Annotated in this window: 16 protein-coding genes; 13 read left to right on the forward strand and 3 right to left on the reverse strand. The window is 63.6% G+C overall.

Features of this window, described 5'->3' with window-relative positions; translation table 11 throughout:
* The first annotated feature begins 191 nt into the window (after positions 1-191).
* Both VM99_09180 and VM99_09185 read left to right on the forward strand, forming a co-directional pair.
* Positions 192-1,151: a glycosyl transferase family 2 gene (locus VM99_09180; GenBank protein ID AKJ98223.1), complete on the forward strand. Its 960-nt coding sequence runs from the start codon at positions 192-194 to the stop codon at positions 1,149-1,151.
* A gap of 2 nt (positions 1,152-1,153) precedes the next feature.
* Positions 1,154-2,005: an epimerase gene (locus VM99_09185; GenBank protein AKJ98224.1), complete on the forward strand. Its 852-nt coding sequence runs from the start codon at positions 1,154-1,156 to the stop codon at positions 2,003-2,005.
* A gap of 7 nt (positions 2,006-2,012) precedes the next feature.
* Here the strand turns inward: VM99_09185 and VM99_09190 are convergent, their stop codons facing one another.
* From VM99_09190 to VM99_09200, 3 genes are read right to left on the reverse strand one after another with little or no spacing between them, the layout of a single operon-like run.
* Positions 2,013-4,145, reverse strand: coding sequence for a glycosyl transferase family 1 (locus tag VM99_09190; protein AKJ98225.1), 2,133 nt, complete (start codon positions 4,143-4,145; stop codon positions 2,013-2,015).
* Positions 4,138-4,824 (reverse strand): oxidoreductase, encoded by a 687-nt coding sequence (locus VM99_09195; GenBank protein ID AKJ98226.1) that lies wholly within the window; start codon positions 4,822-4,824, stop codon positions 4,138-4,140. The genes VM99_09190 and VM99_09195 overlap by 8 nt, the downstream gene beginning before the upstream one ends.
* Complete coding sequence (locus tag VM99_09200; GenBank protein AKJ98227.1) at positions 4,824-7,532, reverse strand: ABC transporter ATP-binding protein; 2,709 nt, start codon at positions 7,530-7,532, stop codon at positions 4,824-4,826. Before VM99_09200 ends, VM99_09195 begins: the two co-directional genes overlap by 1 nt.
* Before the next feature lie 478 nt (positions 7,533-8,010).
* Here VM99_09200 and VM99_09205 point away from each other — a divergent pair, with 478 nt between their 5' ends.
* From VM99_09205 to VM99_09255, 11 genes are all read left to right on the forward strand, one after another.
* Positions 8,011-8,829: a sugar ABC transporter permease gene (locus VM99_09205; protein AKJ98228.1), complete on the forward strand. Its 819-nt coding sequence runs from the start codon at positions 8,011-8,013 to the stop codon at positions 8,827-8,829.
* Positions 8,830-8,884: 55 nt separating this feature from the next.
* Positions 8,885-11,335 carry a glycosyl transferase gene (locus VM99_09210; protein ID AKJ98229.1) on the forward strand — a complete coding sequence of 817 codons (2,451 nt, stop codon included), beginning with the start codon at positions 8,885-8,887 and terminating at the stop codon, positions 11,333-11,335.
* A 30-nt stretch (positions 11,336-11,365) separates the two neighbouring features.
* Positions 11,366-13,798, forward strand: coding sequence for a glycosyl transferase (locus VM99_09215; protein AKJ98230.1), 2,433 nt, complete (start codon positions 11,366-11,368; stop codon positions 13,796-13,798).
* 12 nt (positions 13,799-13,810) lie between these two features.
* Positions 13,811-14,824 carry a glycosyl transferase family 2 gene (locus VM99_09220; protein AKJ98231.1) on the forward strand — a complete coding sequence of 338 codons (1,014 nt, stop codon included), beginning with the start codon at positions 13,811-13,813 and terminating at the stop codon, positions 14,822-14,824.
* A gap of 101 nt (positions 14,825-14,925) precedes the next feature.
* Positions 14,926-15,612 carry a methyltransferase gene (locus VM99_09225; protein AKK01721.1) on the forward strand — a complete coding sequence of 229 codons (687 nt, stop codon included), beginning with the start codon at positions 14,926-14,928 and terminating at the stop codon, positions 15,610-15,612.
* Positions 15,609-16,016 (forward strand): polysaccharide synthesis protein GtrA, encoded by a 408-nt coding sequence (locus VM99_09230; GenBank protein AKJ98232.1) that lies wholly within the window; start codon positions 15,609-15,611, stop codon positions 16,014-16,016. The genes VM99_09225 and VM99_09230 overlap by 4 nt, the downstream gene beginning before the upstream one ends.
* Before the next feature lie 188 nt (positions 16,017-16,204).
* Positions 16,205-17,302, forward strand: coding sequence for an epimerase (locus VM99_09235; GenBank protein AKK01722.1), 1,098 nt, complete (start codon positions 16,205-16,207; stop codon positions 17,300-17,302).
* Positions 17,292-18,866, forward strand: a complete 1,575-nt coding sequence (locus VM99_09240; GenBank protein ID AKJ98233.1) for a 4Fe-4S ferredoxin — start codon at positions 17,292-17,294, stop codon at positions 18,864-18,866. Before VM99_09235 ends, VM99_09240 begins: the two co-directional genes overlap by 11 nt.
* Before the next feature lie 13 nt (positions 18,867-18,879).
* Entirely contained in the window at positions 18,880-19,989 is a 1,110-nt protein-coding gene (locus tag VM99_09245) for a UDP-N-acetylglucosamine 2-epimerase (protein ID AKJ98234.1), read from the forward strand.
* Positions 19,980-21,086 (forward strand): glycosyl transferase, encoded by a 1,107-nt coding sequence (locus VM99_09250; GenBank protein AKJ98235.1) that lies wholly within the window; start codon positions 19,980-19,982, stop codon positions 21,084-21,086. Before VM99_09245 ends, VM99_09250 begins: the two co-directional genes overlap by 10 nt.
* A 241-nt stretch (positions 21,087-21,327) precedes the next feature.
* A complete protein-coding gene (locus VM99_09255) occupies positions 21,328-23,019 on the forward strand; it encodes a 2-alkenal reductase (GenBank protein AKJ98236.1) in 1,692 nt (563 codons plus the stop codon).
* The last annotated feature ends 2 nt before the right edge of the window (positions 23,020-23,021 follow it).

Raw genomic sequence — 23,021 nt, forward strand, 5'->3', positions numbered from 1 at the left:
TGAACCCAGGGAGCAAACCTGCCGTCCCATCAGCCGTCCGTGCAACGTCTTATTTCGCAACAGAAAAAGACAGGTGTTGATACGATGGCACCTTTCGCAGATCCCGGAGATCCAACCCCTATTGGCCCCTGTTCCTGCGCGCTACCTGGACGTAGCTTCCCTATCAGTGCCGCAGCCCGGCAAACGGAGTGATGAAGTTGGAAGCAGTGCAACTGGCCGCCACGGATGAGCGGCACAAGACACCTCGACGCGATGAGTGTGATGTGGTCATCGTCAATTACAACGCGGGAAAACTGTTGGTTGAGTGTGTCGGTTCCGTATTAGCCGCGGGTGCAGCCCGGGTCATCGTGGTGGACAACGACTCCCGCGACGACAGCCTGGTCCAGTTGCAAAGCTCCCACGGCAGCGGCCGCTCGCTCCAGATCGTGAAGAACACCGCCAACCTCGGCTTCGCCGTCGCGTGCAACCAGGGTGCACGCCTGACGACGGCACCCAATGTGTTTTTCCTGAACCCGGACACGGTGCTGGCCGTCGACGCCATAGACCGCCTGCTGCTGGCGCTGCACAGCTCACCGGGGATCGGGATGGTTGGCGGCTTTCTGTGTAATCCGGACGGCAGTGAACAACCCGGTGGCCGTCGGGTATTCCCCACCCCACGACGGGCGTTCATGCGGGCCTTCGGGCTCTCACGTATGGCCACAATCTTTCCCTCGGCCTGTTCCGACTTCCTGCTCCATAAAGAGCCGCTACCGGCCGCCCCCGTCGTCGTCGAAGCCATCTCCGGCGCGTGCATGCTGGTCAGGCGCGAGGCCATCGAGAGCGTCGGGCCATGGGATGAGCAGTACTTCCTGCATTGCGAGGACCTGGACTGGTGCATGCGTTTTCGCCAGGCCGGCTGGAACGTCCTGTTCGTACCGGATGCCCGGGTCATGCATGTGTTCGGCGGCTGCAGCCGGCATCGTCCGTATTTCGTCGAGTGGCACAAGCACCAGGGCATCCTGCGGTTCTATGGCAAGTTTTTTCGCCAGAAGTACTCGGCGTTTCTGTGGGTCAGCGTGGTCGTTGGCGTCTGGTTCCGATTTGGCCTGATGGTCTGCCGTCACGCTGTCAGCCGACTGGTGAAGGCCTTGAAACGACTGGCAGGCGCCTGAAGTTGCGCGTCGGCCTATTGGGAGCTTCCAGCGTATGGGGTGAGCGTGCCGTGGCGCTGCTGGGCCACGCGGGTCATGCCGTGACCCCCTTTACCCGAGCGCTGCCCAACACACCGCTGCCTGGCGCCGGCTGGCGACACACCGATGACTGGCAAGGGCTGGTGCTGGATGCATGCCTGTCCTTTGCGCCCCTCTGGGTTCTGCCGGACTATCTGCAGCGCCTGGCCGACACACAGCTCAAGCGCATCGTTGTCTTGTCCTCCACGAGCCGCTTCGCCAAGGCGATGTCACCGGATCCCAGGGAAAGGGACATAGCACAACGTCTGGTCGATGCCGAAACGCACCTTGAACGATGGGCAACGGCACGAGGGATCGAGTGGGTCGTTCTGCGACCGACGCTGGTCTATGGGCTGGGCCGTGACAAGAGCGTTGCGCAAGTGGCGCGGTTCATCCAGCGCTTCGGCTGCTTCCCGCTCGTCGGTGGCAGTGTCGGGTTGCGCCAGCCGGTGCACGGCGACGACGTGGTCCAGGCGTGCCTGGCCGCGATGAGTATCGACGACCTGCCCAGTGGCGGCTACAACCTCTCGGGAGGCGAAACGCTGCCCTACCACGCCATGGTCAGCCGGATCTTCCAGGCCCTGGAGCGCCCGGAACGCACCCTGCCCCTGCCCGCCCCGGCGTTGGGCATGGCGGTTTCGCTGATGCGCTGCCTGCCGCGTTACCGGCACCTTTCAAGCGCGCTGGTGCAGCGCATGAACCAGGACCTGGTGTTTGACCACTCGCTCGCTCGTGATCGACTGGGCTTTTCACCCAGGCCGTTCCACTTGACCCACAAGGACCTGCCCGGGCGCTGACGCCATTTCAGCGCTGCACGTGGGCCTGCCAGCGTCCCCATTTGCTTTCGAAGTACGCCTGGTTCTTATCCCAGAGGGCCTGGTACTCGCCACTGGCGATCAGTTTTCGAAACGAAGCCTGCCCGTAATGATGGATGAACGCATCTTCGGCGCAGACGGTGCGGTAGCCCTTTTCCTGGACACGGCGACTGTAGTCATCGTCCTCGAACATGCCGATGCCGAAAGCTTCGTCCAGCCACCCCACGGCCTCGAGGACGTCCCTGCGCAAGGCGACGCAAAACATGGCAAGCATCGCGATGTCGAAACACTGCCCCGCATGGGCGGCCGTGTACTCATCGGCGAAACGCTGCATCCGCGCCATGTCGGTATAGCTCACCGGGACCTTCGCTTCGTTGCCCACGGCATTCGTGACAGGGCCGACCAGGCCGACAGCGGGATCGCGTAAATGACCGACCAGCGGGTCCAGCCATCCCTTGGGAACCACGGTGTCATTGTTGAGCAGCACGAGAATATCGCCGTCCGCTTGCCTCAAGCCCTGATTGTTGGCCGCCGCAAAGCCGCGGTTCTCGTCGTTGAGGACGATCTTCACCCACGGCACGTGCTGGTGCAGGCGCTCCAGGTAGTCACGGGTGCCATCGTCAGAACCGTTATCGACCACCACCAGCTCGTAGTGGGGCCAGGTGGTGTTGCGCAAGAGGCTGTTGATGCATTGAACCGTCAGCGCGAGGTTGTGGTAGGTGACCACCACGATGGAGACTTTTTCGTGCAGCGCCACCATCGCCTGTTGCGTGGCGGCGAATCGATCCTTCCAATCATTGGCCCGGGCCAGCTCGAGGCGTTTCTTGTAGCTGGCCAGATCGCGCTCGGCCAGCGCCCGCTCGAGCTGGGCGACGAACTCATCGACACCGGTGGCGAAATACAAAACGTCCTCATAGAGGCTCATTTCCTTGAGCGGCGTGGAAACCACCGGTTTGCCGGCACTGATGTACTCGTAGAACTTCACCGGATCTACCGCATGCGTCACGTTATAGAGCCGGAAAGGGATCAGGCAGGCATCGAAATGATGCAGGTACAAAGGCATTTGGGTGTAGGGCCTGATGCCCAGCAGATGCACGTTGGGCTTGTGCTCCAGACCTGCCATGTCGTCGACGAACACATCGCCCAGGAATACGAAGTTCCACTCCGGTCGCCGGTCCGCCAAGGCCGCCAGCAGGGGAAAATCCAGCCACTGCGCCAAGGCGCCATAGTAGCCAATGACAGGGCCGACGAGCCCTTCCAGCACGTCATTGGCGAAACAATGCTGATGGAAAAAATTGAAATCCACGGCGTTTCTGACCAGTAAGCATCGGGCGGTACTGGCGCACCATTTTTCGTGCAGCAAGGCGGAAGACACCGTCACCAGGTCGGCCTCGGCCACCAGGGTCTGCTCTTCTCTGAGCAGCGGCTCGCCGATGTTCGGAAAACCGTCCCAGTCGTCCATGCAGTCGTACTGGATCCGCCAGCCACGCTCGGCGCGCAAGGCCAGTGCTAGTGGGCTCCAGTAAGGCAGGTGGATCACCGAGAGCGCCGTCTTTATCTGCCAATCGGCCGCCAGCGCAGCCAGGGCCTGCCGATAAAGCTCGACGCCCTGGGGCGAGAGCGTGGTTTCGTAGTACTTGTCCTGGGTGTCGCGTTGCAGCGCGACCTCATAGACATTCGGCGCCACGGCAGTCAGCAGATAGGGCTGGCCCTGTTCGGGCACGCTGGACGGCACGACATAGAACACCCGGTAGCCCTGCTGCGCGAACTGGCTCATCAACTGCTGCGGCCGCTGGAATCGCGCCGCCCAGGCGATGTTGGCGAAACAGAGGATGTCCAGGCGCCCCGAGGCCTCGAAGTCCGGTTCAACCTCGGGTATCGGCCACAGTTCCTGCCCGGCCGGACGCACGATGGCCTCCATCAGCTTGGGCGGGTCTCGCCGGGCGGCAAAGCCATAGCGCAGCAATTGGGCAAGCGTGCGCAGCGGTTGGGTAAAACGCCAGGAACTGGTCTTCTGCAGGAAGTCGACTTTCGCCAGGGCGATATCGCGTTCATGAAGGGCGGCATCCCGTTGGGCCACGACACCCTCGCGCTCGGCCAACTTGCTGTCGGGCTTATGCACGTGGGTAGCCATGCAACGCCGGCGTCTCACCTTGCGGCCACATGGAACTGACGGAGCCAGGGCAGTAGAACGTTGCGGTCAGGCTACGGCGCGAGGCGTTGCAGTTGCCCACCACCTGCGACACCGCATGCCAGGAGTTGGCCGAGCGCACCAGGACCGCCGAGTTGCCCACCAGGGGCTCGATCTCGGCCACCACGGCGGTGGGGTCGTTGCTGCTCAAGATTTGCAGGCAACCGCCGTCGTCACGGTTCCAGGACTCGTTGAAATAGAGGATATGGGTCACCAGCTTGTCCGGAAGATCCGGGTGCGCCCCGAGGCTGGCACCTGGGCCGTAGTGAAAGACATTGACCTCCATCGGTACGCTGCGCAGGTCGATCCCGGTCAATCGCGACATGGCTTCGCGATAAGGCGCCGAACCCAGGTCCCGGGCCAGTTTCAGCCAGACATCGCTCAGTGCCTCGGCAAAGGCGATGGTCTGGGTGCCCATCTCCACCAATGCCCGCGCCTCGTAGTCATAGTTTTTCTCGCCGCCATAGCCACTCACGGTCTTGAAGTGATCATGGGGAAAGGTCTCGGCCAACGCCGCGGCGTCCTTGGCCGAATACAGATTCGCGATTTCAGCCCAGGAGAATGGATAGGACTTCAGTGCAGTCGATTCGAGGCGAAAAAGTTCTAGCATTATTTATTCTGGGTCGCTGTCAGTTTTCGGATACCACGGGCAATGGAGCGCAGTGGTGCGGTCATTCGGAACGAACTGGAACCTTCTAGTTGCAGAACCCTAGCATTACTCGACGCCAGTTGCTGGCTGAGCTGGGAAATAAGCGCCTGCTGGGCAACTTCCTGGGCCGACGGGCCGGGGGCTGGAGCGACGACCGGAGGCGTGATCGGCTCCGGCGCGCACTGGGCATGTGGGGCAGCGCCGCGCTCGGCGGCTTCTTCGAGCAGATTGGGCAGGTGCTGCAAAAACGCGCCCAGCGCCGGCCTGGACGCCGTGCGGCCCTGCCGAATGATGTCGGCCACCCGGTCCCAATGCGCCATCAGGGTGTCCGCCGCTGCGCGCGCCGCCGGCGACGGGGCCGTTTTGCCAACGCGCGAGAGAAACCACTGGGGATCGATCGTCGCCACGTCGGGCAACGCATGGAGCGAGTCGAACTCAGCCAGGGCCGTGTACTTGCCCGTGGTCAGGTCCGCCGAGCAAAACACCGGGACCCCGAACGCCAACGCGCTGATCGCCAGGTGATAACTGTGCCCGATCACCGCTTGCGCCTGGCTGAGTATCTCGGCCATCAACAGCGGTTGCGGCCAGAACGGCAAGGTGACGGCCCCCGGCAGGCGTGCGGCAATGACCGACGGGTCGTCGCCCAGCACCGGGCCGATGGGGACGACCAGGAAGCGATAAGCCTCGAATGCCTGGGGATGCTCTTCGAACAACCGGACGAACGACTCGACCACATGAATGGCGTGGATCACGATGTACGGCCGGTCCAGCCCTGCCTGTTCGCGCAGTTGCACGAACGCTGGGGAAGGCTGCTGCTCATCGATCAGGCGCGGCAGGCCGAAGGCGGTGTCCGGCAGCACGTCGATCTCGGCCCGCGAGGTCAAGGCGGCCAGGGCATCGCGGGTCGGTACATCGCGCACGCGCACGTACCGACTTTGCTCCAGGGCCATGGTCAACAGCGGCCTGGCCCAGTCGGGAACATGATTGCAATGCATCCCTGGGGCATTCCACAGGACCGGGATCCCATGCTGCAACCCGACCAGCGCCGGCGTGAGCCAGTACCCCGTGGGGTGATGGATGTCCGGGGTCGTCGGGCCATAGCCCGGGGCGACGACCTTGTCAAAGCGGATCAGGAACCCGCCGCCGATCAGCACGCCGTCCAGGTCCTCGGCGACACGGGGCAGTTCGGTCAGCGAGGTCACCGCATAGGGCCACTCGGCCGGGGTCTTGGCGTGATAGGAAAACCGATGCAGGTGGACGTTGCCCAAGCGCCGTGCCAACTCGGCCTCGGCGAGGATGGGGAACAGCAGGTCACCGTAATTCTCGACATCGAAGGTGCCGAATATCGCGACCTGCCAGTCGGGCTTGCGGGTGGGCTCGGTCAACGCGTCACGCTCCTTGAGTTTGTCCTCGGCCAGGCACGCTTGCGCACCGGGGCCAACGCTGTGCAGGCCCAGGTCGACCATGCCGAGGAAATGGCGGGCGCTGGGCAACACGTCGAACGCCAGCGGCGCGACCTGTTTTTCGATCAATTGCGAAGTGTCTTCGGTCACCCCGTGCAACAGCTTCAGGGTCACATGGTAGCGCCCCGCGGCGAGATTGGCCGGGAAGCGCACGTTGATCGCCGCCCGTCGCCAGCCATTTTCGACGGGGCCCATCGGCAAGGCAAAGTTCGCCCCACCGATGACCAGCAACCGCGCCTCCTGGATGGTGAAGCTGATATTGGGCTGGCGAATCGACTCATGCAGCACTGCCTCCACGCGAATCTCGATGTCGTTCCCATACAAGTAGCTGGAGGTAAGCTGCTGGGTATCGGTGAAGCAGGCCGCCGTGATGCGCCCTTCCTCGGTGCCGAACGCGATGCCGTCCAGGCCGCCCATGAACGGCTTGCGGGTCACCGGTATGACCCCGCCGCTGGCCCAGCGACGCTGCTCGTCACGCATGTCGAGCAGGTACAGCTCGGCCATTTCGTCCGGCGCGCCGCTGGCGACCACCTGGCCTTCGCGCAGGTAGATGACCCGGTGGCAGAACCGCTTCACCATGCTCATGTCATGGGAGACGAACAGCAACGTGGTGCCCTTGGCGGTCAGCTCTTCCAGACGGCTCAGGCACTTGAACTGGAAGGACGCATCACCGACGGCCAGGGCCTCGTCGACGATCAGGATATCGGGCTCCACGCCGACGGAAACGGCGAAGGCCAGGCGCACCAGCATGCCGCTGGAATAGATCTTGGTCGGCTGGTCGATAAAGTCGCCGATGTTGGCGAAGGCCAGGATGTCCTCGAAGCGCGCGTCAATTTCCGCGCGGCTCAAACCCAGCACGGCGGCGTTCATGTAGACGTTGTCGCGCCCGGTGAACTCCGGATTGAAACCGGCTCCCAGCTCCAGCAATGCCGCGATCCGGCCGTTGCCCCGGACACTGCCGTGGGTCGGCATCAGCGTCCCGCAGATCAGTTGGAGCAACGTCGACTTGCCACTGCCGTTGCGGCCGATGATGCCGACGGTCTCTCCCCTGGCGACGCTCAGGGAGACATCGTTGAGCGCCCAGAACTCGCGATAGAAGCGCTTCTTGCCACGCATCACCATCTGCAACAGGCGGTCCTTGGGTGCATCGTAGATCTGGTAGCACTTGCTCAGGTTTTCGGCGTTGATCGCCACTTCATTCGACATCGGCAAAAAGACCCATCCGTGAATCACTGCCGTTTGTACCGGCGTGCAGGAACATGCGCTGTAACAGGACGTTGCGGGCAGTTAAGCACAGACGCCACGAAAAAAAAGCCTTGCGTGCGTGGCGCCGACAATTAATTCACGTTCGCCGCGGCGGGCTCGTCCAGGTCGATCCGGCACAAGGATCTGGCGTCAATTAACCGCCCTGCCCGCGCCCATTGCGCTCACGCGCCTCCTATCCAGAAAGACGTCTGCAACCGGGAGTTTTTATTGTCGACAGGCCCCAACGGACGTAAGGTGTAGCCCTCTTGCAGGCTGTACGACAGTGGCCTTGGGGCCACGAATAACCACTAGAACCCGCCGTCTGGACAGGAACGCCGGCCCCCTGCCTTTGAGGTGATTCGATCCGTCGATTCACCTGTGCATGACGATGTTCGTCAGGGCGCCTGTGATCGATACTGTCTTAAGGACCCCGCCACTGATGCAGCCGTTCAACGCTTCGCCCATCGCCATGATCAAGAGTGCGTTCACCCATCGAAACCTGATCAGGACCTTGATTGGCAGAGAAGTCAGCGGTCGCTACAAGGGCTCGGTGCTGGGCATATTCTGGTCGTTCTTCACGCCCGCGCTCATGCTGGTGGTCTACACCTTCGTCTTTAGCGTCGTGTTCAAGGCCCGCTGGGCCGGTGGCGGCGAATCCAAGAGCGAGTTCGCCCTGATCCTGTTCGCGGGCCTGCTGGTGTTCAACCTGTTTTCCGAATGCGTGAACCGTGCGCCGGGGCTGGTGCTGGCGAACACCAACTACGTCAAGAAAATTGTCTTTCCCCTGGAGATCCTCCCCCTGGTGTCACTGGGCGCGGCGCTGTTCCATGCAGCGGTCAGCCTGCTGGCGTGGCTGATCTTCTACGTCCTGCTGTTTGGCATGCCGCCCGCGACCCTGTTCCTGCTGCCCGTGGTGGTACTGCCCCTGGTGTTGCTGACACTCGGTGTTTCCTGGTTTCTCGCCGCCATCAGCGTCTACCTGCGGGACGTGGGCCAGTTCACTGGCATCGTCACCACGGCCATGCTGTTCCTCTCACCGATTTTCTACCCACGCTCAACGCTCCCGCAAAACTACCAGGCGGCCTTGCAGGCGAACCCGCTGACCCTGCCGGTGGAAGTCGCCCGCGACCTGCTGTTCTGGGGCAGGATGCCGCAATGGAGCAGCTTGGCAATTTACGCGGCGGCGTCTGTACTGATCGCATGGGCCGGATTTACCTGGTTCCAGAGGACACGCAAAGGCTTTGCCGATGTCATATGAAAATGTCGCCCGCCAACACTGAGCCAACAGCATTAACCAAGGGATTTTAAACCGCATGGAACAGCTCAACCGCCTGGCTGATTGCATCGACCAACTGAGGCGCTCGACAGAAACCCGGTCCGTGGAAGCCGTCCAACTGGTCAAGGAAATAGAGAACCGCGACCAGCTTATCGCTCAGTTGCGTCGGGACCTGAAAGAGGTCACTGCCCGCGCGGCATCCCAGGAGCGCGAGACCGGGCGGCTGCGCGTGCAGTTGCGCGAACAGCAACAGCAGTTGGCTGCGGCAACGACGTCGCTACAGGCAAAAACCGATGAAGCGGCCGCTCTCGCCGACCAGGCCACGGACCTGCAGGATCGCCTGGCCGGCAAGCATGCCGAACTCCTCAAGTTGTCGGACTGGAGCCACGCCATCGAGCGCGCTCCGCTGCGCTATTCGATCCGCAAATTCCTGTATGGATGGTCCCGGCGGGTCTTCGCCTTGCTGCCGCTCGATGCCCAGCGCAAAAGCCGGCTGGCGAGCCAGCTTCGACGCTGGCTCAAGCGACGCAAACCCGTGCCCGGCCAGTCAGCGGCATCACCGGAGCAAGCGTCCCAGCCGCTGCCAGCCCTGCTGGTGAACCTTCCACCGCCGCCTCTCACTACGCAACCCTGCGTGGTGATGTTCGGCGTCATCGATTGGCACTTCCGCATCCAGCGTCCGCAGAACCTGGCCAAGGAACTGGCCAAGGCCGGCCAGACGACCTTCTACATCTCGAACAATTTTATCGACGATCAGGCGCCCGGCTTCGAGGTCGAGGCGCTGGATGCCTCCAGGCGGTTGTTCCAGATTCGCCTCAAAGTCTGCGGCGCGCCGGCCATTTATCACGCCCCGCCTTCGGCCGCCGCAATCGGCCAGTTGTGCCAGAGCATCGCCATGCTGCTGCGCTGGGCAAAGGTCGGCGCGGTGGACTGCATTGTCCAGCATGCCTACTGGTTTCCGTTGGCCAGGCGCATCCCCAACTCCACGCTGATCTATGACTGCATGGACCACCACGAAGGCTTTGGCAACGTGGCGCAGGAACTGCTCGACCTGGAAATCGCCCTGATGCGCCGGGCAGACCTGCTGGTCGCCACCTCCGATTGGATCGAACAACACGCCCGGCGCGAAAACGCCAACGTCGCGGTGATCCGCAATGCCAGTGAATACTCTTTCTTCAGCCAGCGTCCCGAGCAGATTTACCAGGATGCCAAGGGCCGCAAGATCATTGGTTATTACGGCGCTATCGCCGAATGGTTCGACCTGGACCTGATTCAGCACGTCGCCCAGACTTTTTCACAGCACCTGATACTGCTGATCGGCAATGACACGACCCAGGCGAAAAAAGCCCTCAAGGCCTGTCCGAACGTGGTCTTCGAAGGCGAGGTCCCCTACGCCTCGCTGCCTTACTACCTGCATGCGATGGACGTGTGCCTGCTGCCGTTCAAGGTCATTCCACTGACCCTCGCCACCAACCCGGTCAAGGTCTATGAATACCTGAGCGCGGGCAAACCGGTGGTCTCGGTGAAACTGCCGGAACTGAGCAAGTTCGGCGATCGGGTGCGGGCGGCCGAAAACCCGACGGACTTCGTCGCGGCCATACGCGAGGTTCTGCAGGCCCTGCCAGAGGCGCAGTCCACGCTGCAGGCGCGTCGCTCGTTCGCCCAGCAGCAGACCTGGCGACATCGCGCCGCGAGCCTGCGCCAGGCCATCGACACCTTGCCTCAACCCAAGGTCAGCGTCGTGGTGCTGACCTATAACAACCTCGCGCTCACCCAGGCCTGCCTCGACAGCCTGGTGACCCACAGTCACTACCCGAACCTGGAGATCATCGTCGTCGACAACCACTCCAGCGACGAAACCCCTGCCTTCCTCACTGACTGGGCGAAGGGACACCCAGACCGGATCGTCATCCTCAACCCCGACAACAAGGGGTTCGCGGCGGGCAACAACGTGGGCCTCGCCGCAGCCAGCGGCGACTACCTGGTGATCCTCAACAACGACACCGTGGTCACGGCCGGCTGGGTCAAGGGCCTGCTCCGGCACCTGCGGGACAACCAGAACATCGGGATCATCGGCCCGATCACCAACAACATCGGCAATGAAGCCAAGGTCAGCACCCGCTACAAGCTGATCGAGGACATGCACGTCGAGTCGGCAGAGCTGACCTATGGGCGCATGGGCGAGAGCTTCGAGATCAACACCCTGGCTTTTTTCTGCGTGATGTTCCCGCGCACCACCTACGCACGGATCGGCGGCCTTTGCGAAGAGTATGGCCTGGGCTTTTTCGAAGATGATGACTACTGTCGCCGCGTCCAGCAGCTTGGCCTGCGCGCCTTCTGTGCCGAGGACGTGTTCGTCCACCATCATTTGTCCGCCTCGTTCAACCAGTTGGGCGCGCAGAAGAAACGCGTGCTTTTCGAGAAGAACAAAGCCCTCTACGAAAGCAAATGGGGGCCTTGGGTCCCGCATGTGTACCGGGACGTATAGGCCGCCCATGGTTCCTCCCAAGCCACCGACGTGTTGAACCGCAGAGACGATACCTTGCACACAGACAGCTTGAAGTACGCGACGGTGGTGTTGGTGCTGTTGGCCAGCACGGTGGTCAGCCTGTACGGTTTCTCGACGCTGCCATGGCCGTCGATGAACAGCGCCACCCAGACAATCCTGTTGGCCGCGCTGGCGATTGGCGCGCTCACCGCCCTCACCCGCAAGCCGCCGTTTGTGCTCGGCCTGGGCCTGATCGCGGGCTTGTCCATCGCCGGTGGCCAGGCCTGGCCGATGATCGTGGTCGCCGTGCTGGCGCTGTCCGCCCACACCCTCGGCAAATGGATACTGGGCCAGCGAACCCCCACCGACTGGACGGTCCCGTTGCTGGTCGGGATGGGCACGTTCGGTACGCTGACGGGCCTGGCCGCCTACTTCCCGATCAATTACCCCGGGCTGTATGCCGCGCTGCTGTCGCTGCCCCTCGTGTTCGGACATACCGACGCCGCGGCGAGTGTTCGCCGAATCCTGGCGCAGGTCCGCACCGAACGCGCGCCGCAGGCACCGCTGGCGACCCTGCTGGATAGCCTGTTGGTCGCCATCGCCTGCCTGCACGCAGCGGTCGCCTTCATGCCGGAGGTCGGCTACGACGCCCTGGCAATGCACCTGTTCGTCCCGTCTCAACTGGCCCAGCGGCACCAATGGGGTTTCGACGCCAGCACCTACGTGTGGGCGGTCATGCCCATGCTGGCCGACTGGATCTACAGCATCGTCTACATGCTGGCCGGCGAAACCGCTTCGCGCCTGACCAACTGCGCGTTCACGCTGCTGGTGGCGTGGCAGGTCCGAAACCTGACGATCTGGGCCGGCGGCACGGCCACCAGTGCCCGATGGGCGAGCCTGTTCTTCCTGTCCACGCCCCTGGCCTTCGCCGAGAGCAGCAGCCTGTTCATCGAATCAACGTGGACCGCGTTCGTCCTGGCCGGGTCATTGGCCATCCTGAACGCCTCACGCTTCACCTCGCAAGTTGCGCAGCGTCATTCACAGCTGATCCTGGCCGGGCTGCTGCTGGGGTTTGCCCTGGCGACCAAAGCGGTGACCCTGAGCATTCTGCCGGTCCTGCTGGTGCTCCTGCTGGTGCAGTACCGGGCCTGGATCCGCCCCGGCGTCATCCGGGCGCTGCTGTTGGGCAGCCTCGGCCTGCTGGTGGCGGGGCTCACACCGTACTTCTCGGCGTGGTTCCTGACCGGCAATCCCGTGTTCCCGTTTTTCAACGCGATTTTTCAATCGCCACTCTGGCCAAGCGTCAACTTCGAGGCGCCGGCCATCTTCGACAAGGGGGTCACGTGGGACACCCTCTATCGCATGGTCTTCAAGGCCCCCCGGTTCATCGAGGGGAAGGACGGTGCCGCCGGTTTCCAATGGCTGCTGGTGCCCACCGCGGCCGTCGCCCTGCTGCTGGGGACCAACCGCAAAGCCTGGTGCCTACTCCTGCTCGGCGCCGGTGCGATTGTCCTGTCGTTCCACTCGACGGCCTACCTGCGCTACATATTCCCTTCCTTTGCCCTGTTTGCCGTGGTCCTCGCCCTGCCCTTTTCCGACCACAGGCACTTCCCGAGGACACTGGGGATGATCGTTGGCGCCGTGCTGGTGCTGGCCAATGTGCTGTTCATCCAGGCGGCCACCTACTATGGCCAGATCAAGCCGGCCGCACTGTTCAGTGCGGCCGGGCGGGATGCCTATCTGGCGCAGAACCTGCCGATCCGCAAAATGGTCGACGTCGTCAACGCGCTGAACGTGGGCAATCGGCCCGTGGCAGTCTTTGCGCCACCTTCGATGGCGGGCCTGAAAAGCGATGCGTTATACGCCTCCTGGTACAACGTGAAATGGACCCGTGAAGTCGACCAGGCAACCACGCCGCCGGCCCTGCTGCAGCGGTTGCGACAGCGCCAGGTGAACTGGTTGATCATCGACCATGCCAGCACACCCACCGCGCAGCGCGAGCGTCTGCTGGCCGTGTCCGAGCCGTATGCAAAAATGGGCGGGCTGGAGCTGCGCAAAGTCCATCAGGTCCCTCTCGAACGGTTGCTCAACCCCGACCTGTCCGACCTCGAAGGCTGGCACCTGACCGAGCCCTCGTCCTATGACGCATCGCGCAAAACCCTTACGGTCACGGTCAACACGCCGGCCACCCAACGTGTCGAGGTGGCGCCAGGGCAGAGCTTCACCAGCGCAGTGTCGGCACGCTGTGCGACGCAGCCCACGTCCGGAAGAATCCAGACCAACTGGATGGATGCCCAAGGCCGGTTCATTTCCGCCAGCATCGAAACGTTCGATTGCACGCCGCAATGGGCGACCCATGAAATGACCGTGGTGGCACCTGAGGAAGCCGTCGTCGCGATCGTCTATGCCTCCGGGCATACCGATACGCCCGTGGCGTTCAAGTCCCTTTCATTCAGACAATAGCCAGCGATATCGATGAACTCAAAAACAGAGCTTTTCACGGAAGAACCTCGAGTCGCGGTCGTCATCCCCTGCTACCGGGTGACGGCGCACATCATCGATGTCATCGAGGCCATCGGCCCGCAGGTGTGGCGCATCTACGTGATCGACGATGCCTGCCCGGACGGCTCCGGCCAGCATGTGCTGCAGGCCTGCACCGACCCCAGGGTCAGGGTTTTGCCCCATGCCGTCAACAAAGGTGTCGGAGGGGCCGTGATGACCGGGTACCGGGAAGCCATCGCGGACAACGCAAGCATCATCGTCAAGATCGATGGCGATGGTCAGATGGACCCGGCCCTGATCCCGCTGTTCATCGAGCCGATCCTGGCCGGCGAGGCCGACTACACCAAGGGCAATCGCTTTTTCAACCTGGAGCAAGTCCAGTCGATGCCACGGGTCCGGCTGTTCGGCAACGCCGTGTTGTCACTGATGGCCAAGCTGTCGACGGGTTACTGGGACCTGTTCGACCCCACCAACGGGTACACCGCGATCCATCGTGACGTCGCCCGGCTCCTGCCCCTGGACAAGGTCAGCGAACGCTACTTCTTCGAGACCGACATCCTGTTCCGCCTCAATACCGTGCGCGCCGTGGTGGTCGATATTCCGATGGAGGCGCGCTATGGCGACGAAACCAGTCACCTGGCGGTCTCGAAAATCATTGGCGAGTTTCTGTTCAAGCACCTGCGCAACTTCACTAAGCGCGTGTTCTACAACTACTACCTGCGGGACATGTCCCTGGCCTCGATCGAATTGCCCATCGGGCTACTCATGCTCCTGTTCGGCACCGTGTTCGGCAGCTACCACTGGTACGAATCGGCGCAAAATGGCGTCCAGACCCCCGCAGGGACCGTGATGCTCAGTGCGCTGCCGCTGCTGCTGGGGCTGCAACTGGTCATGGCCTTCCTCGGCTACGACATCGCCTCGGTGCCCAACCGGCCAAGGCATTCGAGACGCCGCCATGCCACCTCGTTGCGGAAAAAGCAGCCGTGAAGGCGCTCAGGGATTTTCTGGCCGACCCTTCGCTCAAGACATTAGATGTCGACGGCGTCGAGCGCCTTGAGCTGCATAAGCGAATTCTCGAACGCAAGCGGATGCTCAAGGACGTGTTCGTCGAGTTCCACCATGCCTTTCATCGCCTGGCCGAGCGTCACTTCAAGGTCGAAGGCCTGCAAGTGGAAATCGGCGCCGGGATCGCGCCAATGCGCGACACCTACCCTGGCGTGTTGGCCACCGACATCGTCGCCACCGAGCACCTGGACATGGCCCTGGATGCAGAATCGATGAGCCTGGGCGATCACTCGGTCAGGGCGTTCTACGGCCAGAACTGCTTCCACCATTTTCCTCACCCTGATCGGTTTTTCAGCGAGCTTGAACGCACCCTCGTGCCCGGTGGCGGGGCCATCCTGATCGAGCCCTTTCACGGCCCGCTTGCCGCGTTCCTGTACAAGCGCCTGTTCAAGTCCGAGGGCTTCGACAGGCACTTCCCATCGTGGGAAACACCCTCTACCGGCCCCATGAACGGTGCCAACCAGGCGCTCAGCTACATCGTTTTCGTGCGGGACCGCGAAGCCTTCGAACGCAAGTACCCTGGCCTGGAAATCCTCCACCAGGAAATCTGCGGCAACTATCCTCGGTACCTGGTCTCGGGCGGCTTGAACTTCCGTCAGTTGCTGCCCGACGCGCTGGTCCCCTTGATGAAAGTCGTTGAAAAACTACTTTATCCCCTGCGACGGGTGCTGGGCCTGCATCACATTGTCGTCATCAGGAGCAAGCCTTGACCTTCGTTCGGTATGGCGCCATCCAACTGCTGGCCTATGCCCTGGACATGGGCACGTTCCTGCTGCTCCTGGTTTTTTTCCGGGATGAGCCGGTGCTGGCCAATATCGCCGGCAAGGTCGTCGCCGGGCTGTTCGCGTTCTTCCTGCATCGCCACTTCACGTTCAAGTCGAACCAGGGCAACGGCAAGGCCCAGGCACTGAGCTACTTCGCGTTGCTGGCGGTCAACATTCCGCTCGCCTCGGCCCTGCTCAGCGCCGGCCTGTATGTCGTCGACCACCCCAGCGCGGTGAAATTCGTTGCCGACGTGGCCTGCGTCTTCGTGACGTACTCGATCAGCAAGTGGTTCGTGTTCACCGCCAAGACGCCTGCGTCCGAGCGGCCCGACCGCGTGGAAGGCGCCTGATCATGAAGCTGCTGATTACCGGTGCAACGGGTTACATCGGCCTACCACTGGCCGACCGCGCGGCAGCGGACGGCCATGAGGTGATCTGCGCCACGCGCACGCCGTGCGCTCGCGCCCATGCCTGGCTCCCCTACGACCTGCGGGACCCCGCCCCGCAATGCCCGGCCGGTGTCCAGGCGTTTATCCACCTGGCGGCCAATACCGCGCCTGAGTCCGGCATGGGCGCGGACGCCGAGGTCCAGGCCGCCGAGGCGCTGATCCAGTGCGCCCGACAAGCCTCGGCCAGGTTCATTTTCATGTCCAGCCAGACGGCCCAGGCCAGCGCGCCAACGGTCTACGGCCAGGTCAAATGGCGGATCGAACAAGCGGTGCTGGCGGCCGGAGGCGTGGTGATTCGCCCGGGCCAGGTGTATGGCGGTCCCGAGCGTGGGCTCTTTGGCCTGTTGTGCAGGCTGGTGCGCCGCTTCCCGGTCATCCCGATGCTGGTGCCGGCGCCTTGCGTACAGCCGATTCATGTCGATGACCTGGCCGCCTCGATCCTGGCCGTGGTCGAGCGTGAGGACATTCGCGCCGAGGTGCTGAGCCTGGGTGCGGTGCAGCCGATTTCCTTTGGCCGCTTTCTCATGGCGATCGCGACACACAGGGTCCACACGATGCGCCTACCCGTTCCCGTGCCGGTAGCACTGCTCGCCCTGCTGCGCCGGTGCCTCGGCCAATCGCTGGGCACGAAGCTGGGGCTGGAGCGGATCTTTTCGCTGATCCACCTGCCCACCCTGGACACCGCCCCCAGCCTGCAAAAACTCGGCATCGTGTTGCGGCCCCTGGCGGACGGCCTGCACCGCTCCGGCCGGGGACAACGTCGGCAGTGCCTCGAGGAAGGCAAAGTGCTGCTGGGCTACCTGCTCGGCAGCACACCACCGAGCAGCCTGGTCAGCCGCTACGTCAAGGCCCTGGAACAGGCCGGCAGAACCCGACCGGCCATTCGCTCGCCCTTGTTGAAACGCTGGCCGGTCCTGGTGAGCCTGCTGGACAACCCCGGCGTCCTCGCGGCGACCGGTGGCCAGGACCTTTCCTGGCGCCTGCAGGCCGCGCTCGCCCTGGCCGAAGCCAGCCCCGTCGGCGCCAGGCGGTTTCTCGGCACGCATCAGCCCCGTGGCTTCGTCCTGACGTTGATGACGCTGGGATGGATCGCGGCCAAGGCCCTCGCATGGCGGGCCGTGACCCCGCTGTGTCGTCCACTGGCGCGCCGGTTGGTCCTTGACGCTGGAGCCCCGCGTGACGCCTGAATTCGATGTGATCATCGTCGGCAGTGGCCCTGCCGGCACCTCGGCCGCCTACCCCTTGGTCAAGGCAGGCCTGACCGTGCTCATGGTCGATGCCCAGGTCGACGGCGGCATCTCGGCTGCGCCGCTGGCCCCGTACCTCACGAGCCGCACCCGGGACGAAGCCCAGTGGAAATGGTTGATTGGCGAAGACTTCCACGGCCTGAACCAACAGGAAGCGGTCTCCCCCAAGCTGAAGACGCCCACCCACGCGCATGTGTTTCGCGGGTTCAACGAAAGCAACCGCATCGACACCCGGCACTTCATCGGGGTCGGCTCATTGGCCACCGGCGGGCTGTCGAATGCCTGGGGCTGTGGCGTGGCGCGCCTGGACGCCAGCGACTTGCCCGCGCTGCCCTTCGATTACGCCGAACTGGAACGATCCTATGCAGCGGTGTCGCGGCGAATCGGGATCAGCGGCCAAGCCGACGATGATCTTTCCAGCTACTTCGGCCTCGATGAGTGGTCCCAACCGCCCTTGCCGATGGACCCTTTGCATCAACGGCTGCTTGATCGCTACACACGCCGTCAACCGAGTTTTCCCGCCCTGGGGTTTCGCCTGGGCCGTTCGCGGGTGGCGGCGTTGAGCCAACCGCTGGGGGAACGCAAGGCGTGCGATCTGTCCGGCAATTGCCTGTGGGGGTGCCAGAACCAGGCGCTGTACAGCGCAGCGCAGGAACTGGCAACGCTCAAGCAGTACCCAGGCTTCCAGCACATCCAGGGTGTGCTGGTGGATGATCTTTCGCGTCAACCGGACGGCTCGTGGGTGATCAGCGACCGTCATGCCTCCCGACGCGTGGGCGCACGGCGCCTGCTGCTGGCGGCTGGCACGCTGGCCACTACCCGGCTCGTGCTCAAGCAGTTGAACCACACCGCGGCGGTGCGACTGCTGTCCTCGCCCACGGCCGCCTTCCTGCTCTGGCTGCCGAGCATGCTCGGCACGCCGAGGGTTTCGACATTTGGCCTGGGTCAGCTATCGTTCGCCCTGGAGCTGGCGGCCGGCACCTGTGCCTTCGGCTCGACGTTCAGCACCACGGGCTTGCCGATGAGCGAATTCGTCAGCCGGATCCCGATGAGCAAACGCTTGGCCATCGAGCTGTCGAACAACCTGCTCAGTGCCTGCCTGGTCGGCAATATCTTCCTGCCTGGCCATCTGTCCAACAACACGGCGAGGTTACGCCCCGATGGCTCGTTGAGCGTTACCGGCGGCCTGCAACCCGAGGCGCCAGGGCTCATGAAGAACGCCGAGGCCAGGCTGCGTCGGATCTACTGGAAAATGGGTGCGCTGCTGATGCCGATGAGTTTCACCCTGGCCCAGCCGGGGGCGGACATCCATTACGCGGGCACCCTGCCCATGCGGGCACGGCCCGACGTCGGAGAGACCGACAGCCTGGGAGAGGTCGCCGGGCTGCCCGGCGTGCACGTTGTCGACGGTGCTTGCCTGCCTGGTCTCTCCGAGAAATCCCACACCCTGACCCTCATGGCCAACGCGGACCGGATCGGACGCGCCCTTGCAACACAACGATAGGACATCAACAGGCATGACCCGCAAGGTACTTTGCATCGTCGGCACCCGCCCGGAAGCCATCAAGATGGCCCCGGTGATCAAGGCACTCCAGGCACAGGACGGCATCGACTGCCGGGTGCTGGCCACCGCCCAACACCGAGGCATGCTCGACCAGGTGCTGGCGTTTTTCGCAATCACCCCGGACCTGGACCTGGACCTCATGCAGCCCGACCAGTCGCTGGCGACGTTGACCGCACGATTGCTGCTGGCACTCGACGATGTGCTGAAGGCCGAAAAACCGGATGTCGTCCTGGCCCAGGGCGACACGACCACCGTGATGAGCGCGGCCCTGGCATGCTTCTACTTGCAGATTCCCTTCGGCCATATCGAGGCTGGCCTGCGTACCGGGGATATCCACAACCCTTTCCCTGAAGAAGCCAATAGGGTGATCGCCGGCAAGCTGACCCGCTGGCATTTCGCGCCGACCCAGGGCGCGGTGGACAATCTGCTGCGTGAAGGCGTCGCCCCCGCCGATGTCATCCTGACAGGCAACACCGTGATCGATGCTTTGTTGATGACCGCGGCACACCCCGTGCCCCTGGATATCGAACTGGACGCCAGCAAGCGCCTGGTGCTGGTCACGGCCCATCGGCGGGAAAACTTCGGCGCCCCCTTCCTGCATATCTGCCAGGCGCTCCGCTGCCTGGCCGAACGCAACCCGGACATTCAGATCCTGTACCCCGTACACCCCAACCCCAACGTCAAGGCAGTGGCCCACCAGGTGCTCGGCCAGGTCCCCAACATCCTGCTGTGCGCGCCCCTGGACTACGCCCCGTTCATCGCGGCCATGAAACGCGCCTACCTGATCATCAGCGACTCCGGTGGCGTCCAGGAAGAAGCACCGGCGCTGGGCAAGCCGGTCCTGGTGCTGCGTGAGGAAACCGAGCGCCCGGAAGCGGTGGACCTGGGGGTGGTCAAGCTGGTGGGCGCCAACCCACAGGCGATCCTCGAACAGGCCCAACGCTTGCTCGATGACCCTCAGGCGTACCAGAACATGGCCCGGGGGATTTCCCCCTACGGCGATGGCCAGGCCGCCGGGCGGATCGTCGATGTGCTGAGGCAGCACCTGTCGCCATGCGCCTGATCTATCTGTCGCCGGTGCCATGGGCCAGCTTCAGCCAGCGCCCGCATCATTTCGTCCACTGGTATCACGAGCAGACCGGAGAACCGGTGCTGTGGATCGACCCGTATCCGACCCGCCTGCCCTCGCTGAACGACTTCAGGCGCAAGCCTCCATCAGCCGGCCCACAACACATCGCCGTACCGCCCTGGTTGCGCCTTTGCCAGCCCCCGGCGCTGCCCATCGAACCTATCCCCGGCGCGGCGCTGGTCCTCAAGCCGTTATGGCGCAAGACGTTCAGGCGCGTCGCACAGTTCTGCGCCGAAGGGCCGAGCATGATCTGTGTCGCGAAGCCTTCGGAACTGGCGCTGCAGTTGCTCGCGCGCCTGCCGGACAGCCCGGCGGTGTATGACGCCATGGATGATTTCCCGGCCTTCTACCAAGGCCTGTCCCGACGGTCGATGGCACGGCGCCAGGCGCAGTTGATTCGACGGGTGCCTCACCTGCTGGTGTCCTCCACGGCCCTGCGCGACCGGCACCAGGCTGTGGCAAAGCGTGTCGAACTGGCCCTCAACGCTTGCGACCTGCAGCATCTGGCACCGGTGGAGCAACTGGACCTGGGTCCCAAACAACAGGTGCTCGGTTATGTCGGCACGATGGGGCACTGGTTCGACTGGGACCTGGTCATTGCCCTGGCCCGCGCCAACCCGGCCAACCCGGTTCGCCTGATCGGCCCCGTGTTCACCCCGCCGCCCGGCGCGTTGCCGGCCAACATCGAGCTGATTCCCGAGCGCGCCCATGCCGAGGCCATTGCCGCCATGGCGACGTTCTCGGTAGGGCTGATTCCCTTCAAGCTCAACCAGCTGACCGCCTCGGTGGACCCGATCAAATACTATGAGTACCGGGCCCTCGGCCTGCCCGTGATATCCACCCGATTCGGTGAGATGGCCCTGCGCGGCGAAGCGCCGGGGGTCTGGTTGGTGGATGAAGGCACCGACTTGCGTCAAACCGCCCTCCAGGCACTTGCCTGCCCCAGTGACCGCACCACCATCGGGCAGTTTCGCCAGGACAACCGCTGGGCAGACCGTTTCGCAGCGACGCAGGTCCTCGCGCCCACCTGATGGGGCTCGGTTGACCATGCCACCGCCGCCCCTCGCCACGACGAACGACTGGAGCTTGTTCTCCAACCTCTGGATAATGGCGCGCGGACCAAATCGGTGTGAAGCGGTGGGTGAATTAAAGCGCCTGGCCGGCGCTGCCGATAACCCCAGCCAGGGTGCTGCGCCCTCCGGCGTAACTGTAATGACTGACCCGCGACCAGGGCGCTGCATGGCCCGGCGCGTCATTTAAGGAAAAGTGACTGTGATCATTGGTATCGACCTGGGCACCACCAACAGCCTCGTGGCGGCGTGGGATGGCGAACATGCCCGGATCCTCCCCAACGCCTTGGGCAACTTCCTGACGCCGAGCGTCGTGGGCCTCGACGATGAGGGCCAGTTGGTCGTCGGGGACATCGCCCGCGAGCGGTTGCACACCCACCCCCACCTCACCGCGTCCCTGTTCAAGCGCTACATGGGCAGCGCCCGTGAAACGCGACTCGGCGCCCGCGTCTATCGCGCTGAAGAACTCTCGGCGATGCTGCTGCGCAGCCTCAAGGCCGATGCCGAGCGCGCCTTGGGCGAGCCGGTGCACGAAGCGGTGATCAGCGTGCCGGCGTATTTCAGCGATGCCCAGCGCAAGGCGACGCGTATCGCCGGCGAGCTGGCGGGGCTGAAGATCGAGAAGCTGATCAACGAACCCACCGCTGCCGCCTTGGCCTACGGCCTCGAACAGCGGGACGAAGCCACGTTCCTGGTGTTCGACCTGGGCGGCGGCACGTTTGACGTGTCGATCCTGGAACTGTTCGAAGGCGTGATGGAGGTTCGCGCCAGCGCCGGCGACAACTTCCTGGGCGGCGAGGATTTCGATGACTTGCTGGTGGAGCACTTCATCGCCAAGATCGGCGCCGCCGACCTGCCCGACCTCAACCAGCCGGCCATCACCCAGCGTTTGCGGCGCGAAGCACAGCGGGTCCGCCATGCCTTGGGCCAGGCCCAGGCTGCGCGCTTCACCCTTCGCGAACAATCCCGTGAATGGCACCTGGAACTGACCCAGGGCGATCTTACGACGGTCGTCCAACCCTTGCTGGACCGCTTGCGCGCGCCGATCGAACGGGCGCTGCGCGATGCCCGGATCAAGGTCGCGGACCTGGATGAAATCCTCCTGGTAGGAGGTACAACGCGCATGCCACTGGTGCGCAAGCTGGTCGCCACGCTGTTCGGGCGGATCCCGGCCATGCAGCTCAACCCGGACGAAGTGGTTGCCCAAGGGGCGGCCATCCAGGCGGCGCTGCAGGCACGGCATGCGTCCCTGGAGGAGGTCGTCCTGACCGACGTCTGCCCCTACACCCTGGGCATCGAGACGTCCATGCAGGTGGGCGGCGGTTTCCAGAGCGGCCATTACCTGCCGATCATCGAGCGCAACACCGTGGTGCCGGTGAGCCGTTCCCGCAACGTGTCCACCCTCAGCGATAACCAGAAAGTGGTGCGGCTGGGCATCTACCAGGGCGAAAGCCGCCTGGTGAGCAACAACATTTTCCTGGGTGAGCTGGAGATCCCCGTACCGCCGCGCAAGGCCGGTGAAGTGACCCTGGATGTGCGCTTCACCTACGACAACAACGGCTTGCTCGAAGCCCAGGTCCACCTGCCGATCAATGGCGAAACCCGGCGACTGGTGATCGAGAACAACCCGGGGGTGCTGGCCCCCGAAGAAATCGCCCAGCGGCTGGCCGCCCTCGAAGCGCTGAAAGTGCACCCACGCGACCAGCAGATCAACACCCTGCTGCTCGCCCGGCTCGACCGGCTGTACCAGGAAAGCCTCGGGGAGGGCCGCGAGTACATCGCCAGCCTGGCGAACCATTTCCAGCAAATGCTCGACACCCAGGATGAACACCAGATACGCGAAGCCCGCAGCGACATTACCCAGCGCCTTGTGCACTTCGAGCGGGAGATTTGAGC

The sequence above is a fragment of the Pseudomonas chlororaphis genome (assembly GCA_001023535.1).
GTDB classification, from domain to species: Bacteria; Pseudomonadota; Gammaproteobacteria; order Pseudomonadales; family Pseudomonadaceae; genus Aquipseudomonas; species Aquipseudomonas chlororaphis_E.

What these genes read in the sequence shown, in the direction of transcription:
- VM99_09225 (AKK01721.1), top strand. Translation starts at nt 14,926, where the DNA reads ATGCTCAAGGACGTGTTCGTCGAGTTCCACCATGCCTTTCATCGCCTG.
- VM99_09180 (AKJ98223.1), top strand. Translation starts at nt 192, where the DNA reads ATGAAGTTGGAAGCAGTGCAACTGGCCGCCACGGATGAGCGGCACAAG.
- VM99_09220 (AKJ98231.1), top strand. Translation starts at nt 13,811, where the DNA reads ATGAACTCAAAAACAGAGCTTTTCACGGAAGAACCTCGAGTCGCGGTC.
- VM99_09195 (AKJ98226.1), bottom strand. Translation starts at nt 4,824, where the DNA reads ATGCTAGAACTTTTTCGCCTCGAATCGACTGCACTGAAGTCCTATCCA.
- VM99_09205 (AKJ98228.1), top strand. Translation starts at nt 8,011, where the DNA reads ATGCAGCCGTTCAACGCTTCGCCCATCGCCATGATCAAGAGTGCGTTC.
- VM99_09200 (AKJ98227.1), bottom strand. Translation starts at nt 7,532, where the DNA reads ATGTCGAATGAAGTGGCGATCAACGCCGAAAACCTGAGCAAGTGCTAC.
- VM99_09245 (AKJ98234.1), top strand. Translation starts at nt 18,880, where the DNA reads ATGACCCGCAAGGTACTTTGCATCGTCGGCACCCGCCCGGAAGCCATC.
- VM99_09250 (AKJ98235.1), top strand. Translation starts at nt 19,980, where the DNA reads ATGCGCCTGATCTATCTGTCGCCGGTGCCATGGGCCAGCTTCAGCCAG.
- VM99_09210 (AKJ98229.1), top strand. Translation starts at nt 8,885, where the DNA reads ATGGAACAGCTCAACCGCCTGGCTGATTGCATCGACCAACTGAGGCGC.